The organism is Cupriavidus metallidurans CH34 (assembly GCF_000196015.1).
In the GTDB taxonomy this organism is placed as follows: Bacteria; Pseudomonadota; Gammaproteobacteria; order Burkholderiales; family Burkholderiaceae; genus Cupriavidus; species Cupriavidus metallidurans.
Window position 1 is genome coordinate 1097260 of sequence record NC_007974.2, and the last position, 14832, is coordinate 1112091.

Annotated in this window: 12 protein-coding genes; 4 read left to right on the forward strand and 8 right to left on the reverse strand. The window is 64.3% G+C overall.

Going from position 1 to position 14832, the window contains the following annotated elements:
- Nucleotides 1-3 precede the first annotated feature (3 nt).
- From RMET_RS23165 to RMET_RS23175, 3 genes are all read right to left on the reverse strand, one after another.
- The gene (locus tag RMET_RS23165; protein WP_011518957.1) at nt 4-2238 is read right to left on the reverse strand and encodes a TonB-dependent receptor; all 2235 of its coding nucleotides are present in this window, start codon (nt 2236-2238) and stop codon (nt 4-6) included.
- Nucleotides 2239-2341: 103 nt separating this feature from the next.
- Nucleotides 2342-3328 (reverse strand): FecR domain-containing protein, encoded by a 987-nt coding sequence (locus RMET_RS23170; protein ID WP_011518958.1) that lies wholly within the window; start codon nt 3326-3328, stop codon nt 2342-2344.
- A 27-nt stretch (nt 3329-3355) separates the two neighbouring features.
- A complete protein-coding gene (locus tag RMET_RS23175; protein ID WP_008643876.1) occupies nt 3356-3856 on the reverse strand; it encodes a sigma-70 family RNA polymerase sigma factor in 501 nt (166 codons plus the stop codon).
- Nucleotides 3857-4161: 305 nt separating this feature from the next.
- On the opposite strand from RMET_RS23175, the gene RMET_RS23180 reads away from it, so the two are divergent.
- Nucleotides 4162-4527 carry a hypothetical protein gene (locus RMET_RS23180; protein ID WP_152560230.1) on the forward strand — a complete coding sequence of 122 codons (366 nt, stop codon included), beginning with the start codon at nt 4162-4164 and terminating at the stop codon, nt 4525-4527.
- 11 nt (nt 4528-4538) lie between these two features.
- Here the strand turns inward: RMET_RS23180 and RMET_RS23185 are convergent, their stop codons facing one another.
- The 3 genes from RMET_RS23185 to RMET_RS23195 form a co-directional block, all read right to left on the reverse strand.
- Entirely contained in the window at nt 4539-5522 is a 984-nt protein-coding gene (locus RMET_RS23185) for a Bug family tripartite tricarboxylate transporter substrate binding protein (protein WP_011518959.1), read from the reverse strand.
- Between the two features lie 75 nt (nt 5523-5597).
- The gene (locus RMET_RS23190; protein WP_011518960.1) at nt 5598-7292 is read right to left on the reverse strand and encodes a long-chain fatty acid--CoA ligase; all 1695 of its coding nucleotides are present in this window, start codon (nt 7290-7292) and stop codon (nt 5598-5600) included.
- A gap of 13 nt (nt 7293-7305) precedes the next feature.
- Nucleotides 7306-8313, reverse strand: coding sequence for a tripartite tricarboxylate transporter substrate binding protein (locus tag RMET_RS23195; RefSeq protein ID WP_029309969.1), 1008 nt, complete (start codon nt 8311-8313; stop codon nt 7306-7308).
- 296 nt (nt 8314-8609) lie between these two features.
- Here RMET_RS23195 and RMET_RS23200 point away from each other — a divergent pair, with 296 nt between their 5' ends.
- A complete protein-coding gene (locus RMET_RS23200; RefSeq protein ID WP_011518962.1) occupies nt 8610-9812 on the forward strand; it encodes an AraC family transcriptional regulator in 1203 nt (400 codons plus the stop codon).
- Here the strand turns inward: RMET_RS23200 and RMET_RS23205 are convergent.
- On the reverse strand, nt 9769-10695 hold the full coding sequence (locus tag RMET_RS23205) for a LysR family transcriptional regulator (protein ID WP_011518963.1): 927 nt from the start codon (nt 10693-10695) through the stop codon (nt 9769-9771). The genes RMET_RS23200 and RMET_RS23205 overlap by 44 nt on opposite strands.
- A gap of 292 nt (nt 10696-10987) precedes the next feature.
- Between RMET_RS23205 and RMET_RS23210 the strand changes: the two genes are divergently transcribed.
- Both RMET_RS23210 and RMET_RS23215 read left to right on the forward strand, forming a co-directional pair.
- Complete coding sequence (locus RMET_RS23210; protein ID WP_011518964.1) at nt 10988-12292, forward strand: MFS transporter; 1305 nt, start codon at nt 10988-10990, stop codon at nt 12290-12292.
- 54 nt (nt 12293-12346) lie between these two features.
- Entirely contained in the window at nt 12347-13558 is a 1212-nt protein-coding gene (locus RMET_RS23215) for a M20 aminoacylase family protein (protein WP_011518965.1), read from the forward strand.
- 52 nt (nt 13559-13610) lie between these two features.
- On the opposite strand, the gene RMET_RS23220 is transcribed toward RMET_RS23215, so the two are convergent.
- Nucleotides 13611-14483, reverse strand: coding sequence for a flagellar brake domain-containing protein (locus RMET_RS23220; protein WP_011518966.1), 873 nt, complete (start codon nt 14481-14483; stop codon nt 13611-13613).
- Nucleotides 14484-14832: the final 349 nt, after the last annotated feature.

The following is a 14832-nucleotide window of genomic DNA, read 5'->3' on the forward strand; positions in this document are numbered from 1 at the left end:
GCATCAGAAGTCCACCGTCACCGAGCCGAGGAACGTGCGCGGTGCGCCCTGCGAGATCGTGCTGTAAGAAGCCACGCCCGACCAGTAATGCTTGTCGAAGGCATTGATGACCGTGGCCCGGAACGTGGTGGTCTTGCCCGACACCTTCGTCCGGTAGCGAGCCCCAACGTCGACGGTGGTCCACGACGGCACCGACTGCGTGTTGGCCTGGTTGACGTAGGTGCGACCCGTGTAGTTGAGCGCGCCAGTCAACGTCAGGCCCTGCAGCCAGGGCAGGTCCCATTCGGCGCCAAGATTGGCCATGAAGTCCGGTACGCCCACCGGCCGGTTGCCCTGCGTCGCAGTGCTATTGGTCTTGGTCAGCTTGCCGTCCAGCCAGGTAATGCCGCCCAGCAGCCGAACACGCCGCACCACTTCGCCAGAGACAGTCAGCTCCAGCCCCTGATTTCGTTGTTCGCTGTCCACAGCGTAAACCGTGCCGAACAACTGGCCGCTCGGCTTGGTCATGCGGAAGGCTGCCAGCGTGGCCATGATGGATCCGGCATCGACCTTGACGCCGACCTCTTGCTGCTTCGTCTTGTAGGGGGCGAATACCTGACCTGCATTCGAAGCAGTGGCCGGTGCGATATCACCCTTGCTCAGCCCCTCGACATAGTTCGCATAGAAGGAAACATTGCGCCATGGCCTGAAGACGATGCCGGCCAGCGGCGTCACAGCGTTCTCGTCATACGAGGACGACTTTGCGCCGGTTGCGGTGTTGTAGTTGTTCGACTCGACCTGTTGATACCGCAAGCCAAGCGTCAGGGCCACGCGATCATCCATGGTGCTGACCGTGTCGACCACGGCTACGCCGGAGAGCGTGGAATCCGACACCTTTGGAACAAAGCTCGGCGGCGCGATCGACTGCTCGGGGCTCACCACCGGGTGGTAGATATTCGAGCGGACCGGCGTTCCCGCGACGTTGGCGTTGGCAATACGATCCGAATAGAGATTGCCCTGCAACGCAAGTGCATGCTTGACCGGACCGGTGTCGAACTTCGCGCGCACGCCGGTATCGAACGACATCCGGTTGATCTGAAACCTCCAGTTTTGCACTGCGGCGGAAGTATCGCCTGCCGCGTTGAGGATTGTCGGGGTCTGGTCCGAGAGGCGGGACACGTCGGACCGCGTCCCGCCGGCATCGGCATAGACAGTGACGTTGTCCGCCACGTCATATTCGACGCGCAACAGCGTCGAGACGTCGTTGGACTTCCACCATCCCCAAGGCTGCGTGACGTTACGCCGACCATCGGGTGCCGCCGGCACTTCGATGCCAGGAGCCACCAGAAACGGGCGCGTCGGCGCATCGATCCACTGGTACTGCTCGATCAGGTCGAGCGATGCCCGCAGACGGTCGCCGTGATAGTCAAGCGATACGGCCGCCACCTCGCTGCGTGACTTCTGGTCGTCCAGCGGCGTGGGCCCCTGGCGGTGCAAGCCATTGAAGCGAACGCCCCACTCCTTGTCGTTGCCCCAGCGACGGCTCAAGTCAACGGCCCCGCCCACTTGGGCGTCCGACGCATAGTCGAGCGTGAAGCGTGTCAGGTCCGTGGCACCCGCCCGCTTGGGAACGAGGTTCACCACGCCCCCCACACCGCTGTTGGGCGACATCCCGTAGAGCATCGCGGCCGGCCCCTTGAGGACCTCGACGCGCTCCATGTATTCAGGAAAGAGATGGTAGTTCGGCGAAACGCCATACACGCCGTCGAACGCGACTTCCGACAGGTTGCCTTCATTGATCGGGAAGCCGCGAATCATGAACGAGTCGGTGACACCGCCAGTCTGGCCGGTGAAACGAATCGAAGGGTCCGCGTTGAGCACGTCGGCCAGGGTCACGGCCTGTTGATCCTCGATGCGCTGGGCCGTGTAGCTGGTGGTGGAGAACGGGGTATCCAGGCTGCCACGGTTGCCGAGCATCCCGAGGCGGCCGCCGCGCGCGGTTTGCCCGCCCGCATAGGCTGCCGGGAGATCGGTGGAATCACTGGCGGCCACGGCGCTCACCGTCACTGCAGGAAGGGTGGTTTCCGGAGCCTTGTCCGTGGAAGTCTGCGCGATGGCGTTGATCGACATGCCACCCGAGCCGACGGCAAGACAGAGCATCGCCTGATGGAGCGCGGCAGCAAGTGGCTTGGGCGAAGGGAGGCATGCGGACTGGGTGCTGGTGCGGGATGACAGATGGCGGGATCGGTGTGACGACATGGTTGCGAAGTCCAGAGCGGATTGAAGAGGGTTCCTACAATCCAAGCCGGACAGGTCGCCCAATCCCCTCAATTCATCTCGATTTTTTTCACATCACCCTGTCTCAGGCATGCACCCTGGGCCCGACGCGAACCCAGTAGCGCGTGAAGTACGACACCCGGATTGGCAGCGCCTTCTCCAGAAAACGCAGCGTGCGATCCGTATCGTCGATGCGGTACGCACCCGAGATGACCAGATCCGCCACGGCGGGATCGCAATCGATGCGCCCGTGGCGATAGCGGGCCAGCTCCGCAAGCACGTCGGCCAGGCGCATGTTGCTGCCGGATAGCAGCCCGTTGGCCCAGCTGTCGGGCGACAGCGCGGCGGCATCGCTCAATGCGCTCGTGTCCTGCGTCATCGTCCAGGTCGTGCCCGGTGTGGCAACGGCTTGCGATGGCGCTTTGCCGTCGTGCAGCGCGACCGCGCCCTGCTGCACGCTGACACACGCGCGATCCGCTTCGAGCCGCACCGCGAAACGTGTTCCGAGCGCGCGCATCGCGCCGAACGGCGTTTGCACACGGAATGGCCGCGCTGCGTCGCCGTCGTGCCCAGTCGTGACCAGAATCTCGCCACGCCGAAGCAACACGTCGCGATGTTGGCCATCGAAGCGAATATCGAGGGCGGTCTCGGTGTTGAGCACGACGACCGTGCCATCTTCCAGCGCCAGCCTGCGTTGCTCGCCCACGCCGGTATGCACGTCGGCGGCCCAGCTTCTCCATGGCGATTCGCGATAGGCCATGGACAACCCAAACGCCGATACGCCACCCAGAGCCAGCAACTTGATCGCCTGGCGGCGCCCTGCCTGGCGGCGGCCGCGAATGGTCTCGGCGTTGCGGAGCGTCTCCACAGCCAGCGTCGCCGGCACACGGGGGAATCCATCGCGTAGTGATTGGATGCGTTGCCATGCCAGCCGGTGCCGGGGATCCGCGCCCTCCCAGACCAGAAAGCGCTGGCGCATCTCGTCGCTGGGTTCATTGAACAGCAGGCGGATGGCCCAATCAATGGCCGCATCAATGACTTCTGACGGCAAATCGGCTTGCGAACTGGACATCTTTGCGCCCTGTGCTTGTGCCGGTTGCTAAGCGCCGAACTGCAACGCGTAGCATCGGCGCAGCGCCTGGCTGATGTACCGCTCGACGGTCGCCAGCGACATGCCAATGCGCTCCGCGATCTGCGGGCAAGTCAGGCCGTCGAGCTGCGCCAGCAGGAATGCCGTGCGCGCGTTCGGCTTCAGCGTATCGAGCATCTGATCGATCTCGATCAACGTCTGCAGGAAGTGCAGACGGCTTTCGGGCGATGGCGTATGTGCTTCCGGCAATTGAGCCAGCGTCTCCAGCCATGCTTGCTCAAGTTCCCGCCGCCGCCAGAAATCGATGACCAGCCCATTGGCAATGGTGCCCAGGTAGGTGCGCGGCTCACGGATCTCGACGACTTTCCTGTGAAGCACCCTGACGAATACATCCTGGGCGATGTCCGCCGCATCGCATGCATTGCCGATCTTTCGCAACAGCCAGCCTTGCAGCCATGCGTGATGCCGGCTGTAAAGGACATCGACCTGCGAACGGGTACCTGGATCCATCACGACTACCTCATCTCACCGCAGCGGGTGTCATCAGGTCTTCCAGGACATACGCCGCCAACTGACGGCGCCCCGCTATGGACGAGCTGATTGAGATCCCAAGCCTGATAGGCAGGAAAAACGGCAAGTAGAAGAGGCAACCTGGTGAACATAGACACTGCGGCGGGCACCGCCGTGCTGCACGGCGGTTCAGGAATTTCGGATTCGCATCAGATGCAAATGTAACTTATTCTCACTTACGAAGAAAGAACGTTACTAGAGACACCGCCACATGTGTCGCATACGGCATATGAAATGCCTGGGACGTGACCAAACAAATGCTGCGCCAAGGCGAAACAGCACTGGCCACCGAATCGTCATACGTCGTCAAGAATTGGACACGGCACCGCATTGGCGTGGTGAAGCCAATGGTCTACGCGCGCCTGATCGGCAGCGAAAAGACGTTTCAGGGCAAGACCCTGCCCCGCGATATCGTGCCAACTGGCAAACCCCTGGAATTTCGCGCGATCTTCAACGATGCGCCGCTTCCCGGCGCGGATGTGAGGCGTTCGCACGCGAGGTCGTGCACGACCTCGCGTCTGATTGCTGGAAAAGCCACCACGGGCCACTGGCGGCCATGGGCTGGGACCTCTCCTCCAAACATCGGAACGTGTCCGATAAACCGCGCGTGATCCGACGGTGTTCAGTCGAGCTGGATATGGGCGTCCTGCACGATCTTGGCCCACTTGGGCATATCACCCGAGACCACCGCCGCCAGTTCCTGCGGCGCCGACCCGACCGGTTGCAGGCCCATACCCGCCAGCTTCTGGCTGATTTCAGGCAGCTTGACGATCCGCGCCACCTCGGCGGCCATACGGCTGGTCACGTCTTTCGGCGCATTGGCGGGCAGGAACAGCGCAAACCATCCGCTAGGCTCAAATCCAGGCAAACCCTGCTCCGCGAACGTCGGCACGTTCGGAATCGCCTTGTAGCGCTGGGTACCGGTAATGCCCAGGATCTTGAATTTGCCGCTGGTCAGGTACGGATACGCCGATGTCACATCGACGAAAGCCGAATCCACCTGGCCGCCGAGCAGATCGTTGAGCAAGGGCGCAGCCCCCTTGTACGGAATATGTGTCAGTTCGACGCCGGTCTGCTGCCGTAGGAGCTCGCCGTGCAGATGCGACGAAGTCCCGTTGCCGTATGAACCGTAACTGAGCTTGCCGGCCTTGGCCAGCGCGATGAATTCACGTAGCGTGCTGGCCGGAACACGGTTGGGCACGACAAACAGGTCGGACGATTTGGCAATCAGCGAGACCGGCGTGAAATCCTTGTTCACGTCATACGGCATACGCTTGTAGAGGCTGGGCGACTGGATCAGCGCGGTGATGGCCAGCAGCACCGTGTAGCCATCGGGCGCGGCCTTGGCCACGGTATCGTTGCCGAGCATGCCGCTGGCGCCGGGCTTGTTGTCAACGACCACGGGCTGGCCCCAGGCTTCGGCCAGCCGTTGGCCGATCATGCGGCCCACAGTATCGGTGCCGCCGCCGGCCGGATACGGCACGACCAGCCGTATCGGCTTGCTCGGGTAGCTGGGCTGGGCCAGTGCCTGGCCAACGCCGCCCAGCATGGCGGCGCCCGCCAGGGTGCCGGCTTGCGCCAGCCAGGTTCGTCTGCTCGTTTGCATGAAGCTGTCTCTCTCAAGAACTGGATTCGGTACGCCGGATACGTCGGATACGCCGGATACACCGGCCTCCCCCCCCTATGCCCGCATGGCGTCTTCCTGCAGCGCGCGCCACAGGATCTTGCCGGTGGCCGATTTGGGCAGCGCGTCCACGAACTCGACGATGCGCGGCACCTTGTAGGCCGCCAGACGCTCGCGGCACCAGGCCATGATGCGTTCCGCATCGGCCTCCGGCGTGCCGCGCGATTCGGGGCGCAGCGCCACCACGGCCTTGACCGTTTCGCCGCGATGCTCATCGCGCGCGGCGATCACGCAGGCCTCGTGGATGGCCGGGTGGCCGTAGAGCAGGTTTTCCACCTCGGCCGGCCAGACCTTGAAGCCGGACGCGTTGATCATGCGCTTGAGGCGGTCGCGCATGAAGAAATAGCCTTCTTCATCCATGAAACCGAGGTCGCCGGTGCGTAGAAAGCGCTTGCCGGCGATTTCGATGAAGGATTCCGCATTGGCCTGCGGGTTGTTCCAGTAGCCCTGCATCACCTGACCGCCGTGGACGACGATCTCGCCGATCTCGCCCTGCGGCAGTTCGGCGAGCGATTCGGGGTCCACCACGCGGGCGTCCACGCCGAAGGTGGCAATGCCCAGGCACTCACGCTTGGGCTTCTGGCGCGGGTTGGACAGCAGGAACGACGCGGTCTCGGTCATGCCATAGGCCTCGACGTACGGCAGGCCGAAGCGTTCCTGCAACATATTGGCCACCGCGTCGGGCATGGCCGCGCCACCGCCACCCAGAAAAGCCAAGCTGGAAAGGTCACGCCGGGCCACATCGGGCTGCGCGAAAAAGTCCACCAGCATGGCCGGCGGCGCGCCCCAGGCCGAGACGCGGTAGCGCTCGATCAGATCGGCGGCAAGCGCGCGGTCCCAGCGCGGCATCAGCACCACGGTGGCACCCAGGTAGATCGGCGAATGCATGCAGTTCTGCATGCCCAGCAGGTGGAACATCGGCGCCACCGCGAGCACCACCGATTCCGGCGAACTGCTGCGCCAGACTTGCGAGCCCACCGCGGAACTCATCATGGTGCCGTGGGTATGCATGCAGCCCTTGGGATTGCCCGTGGTGCCGGAGGTATATGCCAGCATGCAAAGCGTGTTGTAGCCAGCCTCGTGCGCGCGCGGACGCTGGCCAGCATTGCGCGCGGTGTCCCAGTCCACTGGCATGGCGCCACCTGGGGCCGCGCGCGACGCGGGAGCAGGCTCGCGCAGCCAGGCCGGAACCGGCAGGCCACCATCGTCGCGCAGCATCCCCGCGTAGTGGTACGTGATCACATGACGCAGCGCCTTGCCATGCAGCGACGCGACGCGCTCATACAATTCGCTGCCGCAGAACGCGGCCACCGCCCCGCTATCGGCAACCACATGCTCCAGTTCGGCTTCCAGCCACATCGGATTGGCTGGCACGACCACCGCCTCGGCACGCAGGATGGCGTAGTACGCCACGATGAACTGCGGGGCGTTCTGGCTGTAAAGCACTACCCTATCCCCGGGCTGAATGCCGCAGCTTTGCTGCAGATAGCCGGCCATCCGTTCGACGTCATCCAGCAGTTCCGCATAGGTGATCGCGGTGCCGAAATACTGGATCGCCGTCTTGCCGGGATAGCGCCGCGCGGCCACTTCCAGGTTGTGGAACAGGCTGGTCTGCGGCACATGCAGCGTGCCAGGCAGGCCGGCAGGCCAGGCGGGAGAACGGTAAGGCTGGGATGTACTGGCGGACTTCATGTCAGGCAAAGGCTCAATCAAGACGAATGTTGTGGGTACGGATCACTTTGCCCCAGCGGGCATAGTCGGCCTGCACGGTCTGCGTAAAGGCATCGGGCGTGCTGCCGGTCAGGATCACGCCCATGTCGTTCATGCGCATACGCACCGCGGGGTCTGCCAACACCTTGTTGACGTCGGCAGAGAACTTCTCGACGATCGGCCGCGGCGTGGCGGCTGGCAGCAGCAGGCCGAACCAGCCCAGCGAATCCATCCCGGAAACGCCGCTCTCCTTGAAGGTCGGCACATCAGGCAGTTGGGGCGAGCGCGACGCGCCGGTCACGGCAAGCGCGCGCAGACGCCCGGACGCGGCGTGGGGCTTGGCGCCCATTACCGAGATCACCGCGGATGGCACCTGGCCACCGAGCAAGTCGTTCAACTCCGGCGCCTCGCCCTTGTAGGAGACGTGGATCATGTCGAGGTTGGCGGATTCGTTGAATATCTCGCCGTAGAGATGGCCGCTCGAGCCTGTGCCAAACGATCCGAAGGAGTACTGCTTGGGCTTGGCACGGACCAGCGCGATAAATTCCTTCAGGCTGGTGGCCGGCACTGCACTACTGTTGATGGCAAACACCAGGTTGGTGGTGCCAAGCTCGGATACCGCCGCGAAGTCCTTGACTGGGTCAAAGGGCGCCTTGGTGTAGAGGCTCGGCGCCTGCACGAGCGTGGTGATGGTCAGCAGCGCGGTGTAGCCGTCCGGCTCCGCACGGGCCACGGCATCGGCGCCGATCATGCCGCTGGCACCGGGGCGGTTCTCCACCACGACCGGGCGCTTCCAGGCCTTACCGAGGCCATCGGCAATCGCCCGCGCCAGCACGTCGGTAGCCCCGCCTGCCGGGAACGGCACCACAAGGCGCACGGATTTCGACGGGAAAGCCCCTTGGGCCATGGCGGTACCGGCGCCAGACAGGCCAGCAAAGGCACCTGCCAGCGCCAGCGCTCCGGTGCCAAGACGCAGCAATGCACTCCGGCGATTTGCCAGCATGTGGTTGTCTCCTTTCTTGTTGTCCTTTTTTCCCGGGTCGCTGCCGAGTCCGGCGATGCCGGCGGCGATCCGCCCGGCTCCGGACTTCTGCATAGTGAGAGAGTGCGTGATCCGGCACGGTCTGGACAATGACCAGACAACCCAAAATCATTGGCCGAATCGTTCAGACGGAAGGCAGGCTTTGGCAAATCCCGATTGTGTGGCGCGAACCGGGCGCGGTAAGGTCCGCATCAGCCCGGCATGCCGCCATTGCGCGCGGCAGGGTTCCGGAGCTGCCCTACACGACGAGGAGACTCATGCACATCGTTGCCACTCCCGCTCACCGGCACCCCGTGCCGGGCAAGCAGCGCAGCACCGTTGTACCGGGTCCGGCATTGGCTGGCACTACTGGCACTACCGGCACTACCGGCACCATCATCGCCCCGCTTGCGGCAACGGCAACGCCAGCCCGCCATACCATCGCCATCCATCATGTCGACCAGATCCTGCTCGGGGTGCGCCGACTGGGATTCGACATCGATGCCCTGCTGCGGCGCGCCGCGATCTCTCCGGCGCTGCTGGCGTCGCCGAACGCGCGCGTGACCCAGGACCAGTACGCCGCGCTGATCCGTACGCTGCGCCGCACCACGCGCGACGAACTGTGGGGCCTGCTTAGCCGCCCCGTGCCTCCCGGCGTCTTCGCCCAGGCGGCCGGCGCAATGATCCATAGCGCCACCCTGGAAGAAGCCATCCAGGCCGGGTTGCGCCAATACCGGCTGCATATCGACGAATTCACGCCACGGCTGCACCTCAGCCCCGATGGCAAGACCGCTTCCCTGATATTGCACGGGCATGCGCCGGCCTCGCCGTGCCAGATCTTCGCCAAGTCGACCTTCGCGTTCCATGCTTACGGCCTGATCAACTGGCTGGTGGCACGGCGTGTACCCCTGTCGCGCGTCGATCTGGGTTCGGGCCCGCCCCAGGCGCTGACCGACACCGAGCGCATCTTCAATACGACGGTCCGATACGGGCAGTCCTGCACGGCCCTGCACTTCGATGCCGCCTGGCTGCGGCTGCCAGTGATGCAGGATCCCGCTGGCCTGCGCGAATTCCTGCTTGAGACCCCGCACAAGCTGCTGGTGCGTTATCGCGACAATAGCTGCCTGGCGGAACGCATCCGGCTGCACCTGCGCTCCCACCTGGATGACGAGCTGCCGTCGCTGGAGCAGATGGCGCAGATGCTGCGCCTGACACCGCAAACCCTGAGCCGTCGCTTGCGCGATGAAGGCCGCGGTTACCAGAACATCAAGGACAACCTGCGCCGCGACGCGGCGATCGGCATGCTCGAGCACTCATGCCTGTCGCTGCAACAGGTGGCGCTGAGGCTGGGCTTTTCCGAGCTGAGCACCTTCCACCGCGCATTCAAGAAATGGACCGGCGTCGCGCCCGGCGAGTACCGGCAGCGCGGCATGCAACCTATCTCGCCCATCGAGGACGATAGCCCTCGGCAAAGTGCCTGATTTCCTTGCTGAACTCGGCACAGACATGCGTCATCAGGTCCATCGAGCGATAGACCAGGTAGACGTTGAAGTCCGGCAGTTCGTCTTCCATCGCTAGCACCTCCAGCGAACCGGGGTCCATGCGCAATGGCCCGCCAGTGCCCCGGAAAACGAAGTCCGACCACATGCTGATAAGGTCGGTCTTGGTGGCCAGCTGCAGCCCCAGTAGATTGGATGCGCTCTGCACGACCCGGCGCGGTATTTCCAGTCGGTGCAATCGCATCAGGCTTGATATCGGGCTGCCGGGGTCATCGAGCGGGTCCAGCACCAGCCAGTCGGCATCCAGCAGCGGACGCAGCCGGCGGACACGCCGTAGTGGATGGCCCGGCCGCACGGCCAGACGCATCGGCACCGAGAACAAGGACTCCCACTGGAGTCCGCCCGCTCCCGGCCCGCTATTGGTGGAGATCAGCCCGAGATCAAGCCGCCCCTCCCGCAGCCCCTCCTGAATCTGCTGCGGGCGCTGCTCGAAGCCACGCAAGGCGACATTGGGAAAGCGCTTGCGCAACGCCGCCATGGCATCGGGCAGCGGGCCACTGGAGGCCACGGCGGTAAACCCGATATTGAGTTCGGCTTCCGCATGGCCGCGTATGGATTCGATGTCTTCCAGCGCGTGTCGCAGTTCCTGCTCGACTACGGTGGCGCGCTTGACCAGCGCCATCCCGTACGCAGTCAGACTCACACCGCGCACGGAGCGGGACAGCAGCGTGACGCCAAGCTCTCGCTCCAGTTCAGCGATGGCCTTGGATAGCGCGGGCTGCGAAATATGCAGCCCGCGTGACGCCTCGTGGATGCTGCCGTGCTGCGCCACGGCCAGCAGAATGCGCAGTTGATGTAGCTTCACGTTCGCCTGGTCTCCCCTCTTCTCCGCGCCCGCTGCGGCGTCCCGACCGGACCATGCCCGCATCAGGTGCGCATCAGGTGCTTCGCGCGCCTGTGCGGTGCACCATGCGTCCGGTCGCTCGCGCCAGCACTTCCGGGCTTTCCCCGATAGCCGGTGAACACTGGTTATGACGGTGATTCTATTTGGTTATCGGGATGAATATTTGCGATTTTGTAGGTTCGCGACTTCCCCGAATACTTCATCGCCAAGGGTTCCTGCACAGAAGCCCGTCCCCCACCCTCGGAGACCACCGATGAATGACGTCACCCTGCAGCCGGCTCTTTCCCCCGCACCGGCTGCTGCCGAGCCACGACGAACCAGCCAGGCCCGGCTGATCGCCGCCTGCTCCATCGGCAACGCGCTGGAAATGTATGACTTCACCGTCTACAGCTTCTTCGCGCTCATGATCGGCAAGCTGTTCTTCCCCTCCGAGAGCGCCTACGGTTCGCTGCTGCTGGCCGTGGCAACGTTCGGTATCGGCTTTGTGATGCGGCCGCTGGGCGGCTTCGTGATCGGCAACTATGCCGACCGCCACGGGCGCAAGGCTGCCATGACGCTGACCATCGGCCTGATGGTGGTTGGAACGCTTTGTCTGGCGGTGGCCCCGACGTACGCCACGGCGGGCCTGCTTGGCCCGCTGATCATTCTGGCGGGGCGTCTGCTCCAGGGCTTCTCGCTGGGCGGCGAGATCGGTGCCTCCACCGCCATGCTGATGGAGGCTGGCGGTATCCGCGGGCGTGGATTTCGTGTGAGCTGGCAGCTTGGCAGCCAGGGCATCGCCGCCCTGTGCGGCGCGCTGACAGCGGCGGTGCTGTACGGCAGCCTGTCGACGGAAGCGCTGCAGAGCTGGGGATGGCGCGTGCCGTTCTTCCTGGGCTTGCTGATTGCGCCTGTTGGCTTTTACATCCGATCGCATCTGGACGAAACGCACACGGCCGAGACCCATGCGCCAAGCCCGCTCGGCACGCTGTTCCGCGAACACGGCACCCTGGTGGCCAAAGGCGTCCTCACCATCATCGGCGGTACCGTCGGCACGTATCTGGTGATCTATTTCATGCCGACCTACATGATCCGGGAACTGCACCTCCCGGCCTCGCTATCGCTACTGGCAGGGTGCGTCACGGGTCTGACCAGCTTTGCCGCGTCGCTCTGCTCCGGCTGGCTGGCCGACCGCCTCCAGCGCCGCAAACCGCTGGTGGTCGCCTCCATCCTGTCCACCGTGGTGGCCCTCTATCCGGCCTTCTGGCTGATGACGCACTACCCCAGCGTGCCGCTGGTGCTGTCGCTCTCCGCGCTGCTGACCGCGAGCCTGTATCTGGGAACGACGCCACTGCTGCTCATGATGATGGAGATGCTGCCGATCAAGGTACGGGCCAGCGGCCTGTCGGTGATCTACGCCATCGGCGTCACGGTGTTCGGCGGCTCGTGCCAGTTCGTCGTCACCTGGCTGCTGGCCCGCACCGGCAATCAGCTGTCCCCGGCGTTCTACATGATGGCCTGCAGCGCCGTGACACTACTGACCGTGCTGACCCTGCGCGAAGTGCGCGAAACCCACTGACCTGCCAGCATCCGCCAGCACCCGCTAGCCCCTTTCCCCGCAAGGAACCCTGACATGACCAAAGCACCCACGCTCCAGCCCTTTCAACTGCTGCCCCATCTGCTGCCTCCGGTCGACATCGACGCCGAGACCTTCGTCAACATCCGTCGTCAGATTCACGCCCAACCCGAACTCGGCTTCGAAGTCGGCGCCACCAGTACGCTGGTGACGCACCTGCTGCAGAGCTGGGGCTATGACGTCCACACGGGTATCGGCAAGAGCGGGGTGGTAGGCCAGTTGAAACTGGGCAACGGCGCGCGCCGGCTGGGCATTCGCGCCGACATGGACGCGCTGCCCATTGTCGAAGCCACCGGCCTGCCCTATGCCAGCCGCAACCACGGCAAGATGCACGCCTGCGGACACGACGGGCATACCGCGATCCTGCTGGCCGCGGCGAAAGCGCTGGCCGACAGCCGCAGCTTCGACGGCACACTCAACCTGATTTTCCAGCCTGACGAAGAGAACCTCTGCGGCGCGCGCGCGATGATCGAAGACGGGCTCTTCGAGCGCTTCCCCTGCGACGCGGTTTTTGCGCTCCACAATATGCCGGGCGTGCCGGCGGGCAGTTTCCGTGTGTTGCCGGGGCCGGTCAGCCTGTCTTCCGACGTGGCCGACATCACCATCAAGGGCGTGGGCGGGCATGGGGCGATGCCGCACCGCGCGCGTGATCCGATTGCGGCATCCGCCGCGATCGTGACGGCACTGCAAACCGTGGTAGCCCGCAATGTGGCGCCAGACGACACCGCCGTCGTGTCGATCGGTTTCATTCGTGGCGGCGCCACCCACAACGTGATCCCCGAATCGGTAACTCTGGGCGTCAACGTGCGCGCGGCGCGCGCGGAAACCCGGGCGATGGTGGAGCAGCGCATCCGCGAGATTGTCAGCCTGACCGCGCAGGCCCACGGCGTCGAGGCACACATCGACTACCGCCAGCTCACCCCGCCCATGGTCAATACCGAAGCCGAAACCCGACTGGCGCAGCGGATCTGCACCGATCTCGTGGGGACGGAGAACGTCGTCACGCAAGCCCCGAAGGGACTCAACGGCAGCGAGGATTTCGCCTGGATGCTCAATGAAGTCCCGGGCTGCTACCTGATCCTCGGCAACGGCGAAGGCGAATTCGGCGGCTGCATGGTGCATAACCCCGGCTACGACTTCAACGATCAGGTGCTGCCGCTTGGCGCCGCCTGCTGGGTACGGCTGGCGCAGGCGTACCTGACAGCCTGACGGCCTGACTGCCTGAGCCCCGACCGGCCGCCACCGGCCGCCCCGTCGGCGGCTAGTCCTTCGCCAGCTTTGCCGGACGCATGGTCGCGCTTTCCAGCAACTGTTCGTGGACGAAGGAGCGCAGCAGCAGCGCCTCGCGTTCGCCATAGCCGTCAAACGCCACGCCGACGCTATGGTACGGTGCGGCGGCGCCAGCATTCGGGTCCTGCCGCGTCCAGCCCTCCAACGAGAAGGTCGACTTGATCCCCCCGGTGCGGAGCGTGAACGCCAGCCGCACCTGCAAGCCCGGCGCGGTCAGCGCGTCGTTGGCCGTGGAAACCGACACGCCGCCGGTACTCAGGTCCGTGATCAGCACGGTCTGAGGGGCTTCGGCCCCGTCCACACGGGACATTCGTCCCGCCAGCCGGACCGGCACACGGATGCTGCCACGCATTTCACGGGCATCGACATGGCTGATGTCCGTCAGCATCCAATAAGGGAACGGCGTGCGCGAAGTCGCCCGGACACGTGCCGAAAAGCTGTGGATGCTGGTGCCCGTGAAACCGCGGACCAGCACCAGATCGCCGTCGCAGGGCTCCGCAGACATGCCGGCCAGGCCGGGCCACGCCACGAACACGGCGTCATCGTTGAAACCGATCAAGCGGCTCACCCAGGCGCGTTCCAGATCGCCCGGTCGCTTGACGTGCAGCAGCGTGCCGACCAGCAGCCCGTAACCGCCGGCCCATGGGGGCGATGGCTCGTCCGGCCTGAGCGGCGCCATGTCGTCCGCCCAGAAACAACGTCCCGCCTGCAGCACGAGCGCAACTTCGTCCCCGGTCTGGAAGACGGTTCCCTCATCCGCCACGGGAAAGCCCAGTTCATCGACCAACGCCGACTTCAGTGGCTGTCCCAGCTCGATCTCATTTGCCAGAATTTCCCTTCGCATTGCAGTCTGCCCTTGATTCTTCCCTGTCTTCCCTGGTCGTGCCTGTTGGCCCTTACTCTACCGCCGTATCTGTTGCAAGCGTTCGAGTGCCCTGTTCGAATTACCAATCAATCACCTTTGGACAAGCGTCAATGTGCGCTGTTATATTGCCTGAGCCGATTTTGTCTCGGTTTCATGCATGTGAGCGACGCTATCCATGACCTCTGAACTGTCCACGTCTACAACCGGTCCCCGGTATTCCGCTCGCCAGTTTCCTGAATTTGCTGATACATCAGCCCATCGGCTTCCCGAGTGATGCGGATGCCCGGTGCTTTTTCCCCGAAAACCGTTGCCCGGCTTGGGCTTCGGG

Bases quoted from the DNA above. Each gene is read 5' to 3' on its own strand.
- RMET_RS23220 (WP_011518966.1), bottom strand. From the start codon at position 14,483: ATGCGAAGGGAAATTCTGGCAAATGAGATCGAGCTGGGACAGCCACTG.
- RMET_RS23165 (WP_011518957.1), bottom strand. From the start codon at position 2,238: ATGTCGTCACACCGATCCCGCCATCTGTCATCCCGCACCAGCACCCAG.
- RMET_RS23175 (WP_008643876.1), bottom strand. From the start codon at position 3,856: ATGGATCCAGGTACCCGTTCGCAGGTCGATGTCCTTTACAGCCGGCAT.
- RMET_RS23190 (WP_011518960.1), bottom strand. From the start codon at position 7,292: ATGAAGTCCGCCAGTACATCCCAGCCTTACCGTTCTCCCGCCTGGCCT.
- RMET_RS23210 (WP_011518964.1), top strand. From the start codon at position 10,988: ATGAATGACGTCACCCTGCAGCCGGCTCTTTCCCCCGCACCGGCTGCT.
- RMET_RS23215 (WP_011518965.1), top strand. From the start codon at position 12,347: ATGACCAAAGCACCCACGCTCCAGCCCTTTCAACTGCTGCCCCATCTG.
- RMET_RS23195 (WP_029309969.1), bottom strand. From the start codon at position 8,313: ATGCTGGCAAATCGCCGGAGTGCATTGCTGCGTCTTGGCACCGGAGCG.
- RMET_RS23170 (WP_011518958.1), bottom strand. From the start codon at position 3,328: ATGTCCAGTTCGCAAGCCGATTTGCCGTCAGAAGTCATTGATGCGGCC.
- RMET_RS23200 (WP_011518962.1), top strand. From the start codon at position 8,610: ATGCACATCGTTGCCACTCCCGCTCACCGGCACCCCGTGCCGGGCAAG.
- RMET_RS23185 (WP_011518959.1), bottom strand. From the start codon at position 5,522: ATGCAAACGAGCAGACGAACCTGGCTGGCGCAAGCCGGCACCCTGGCG.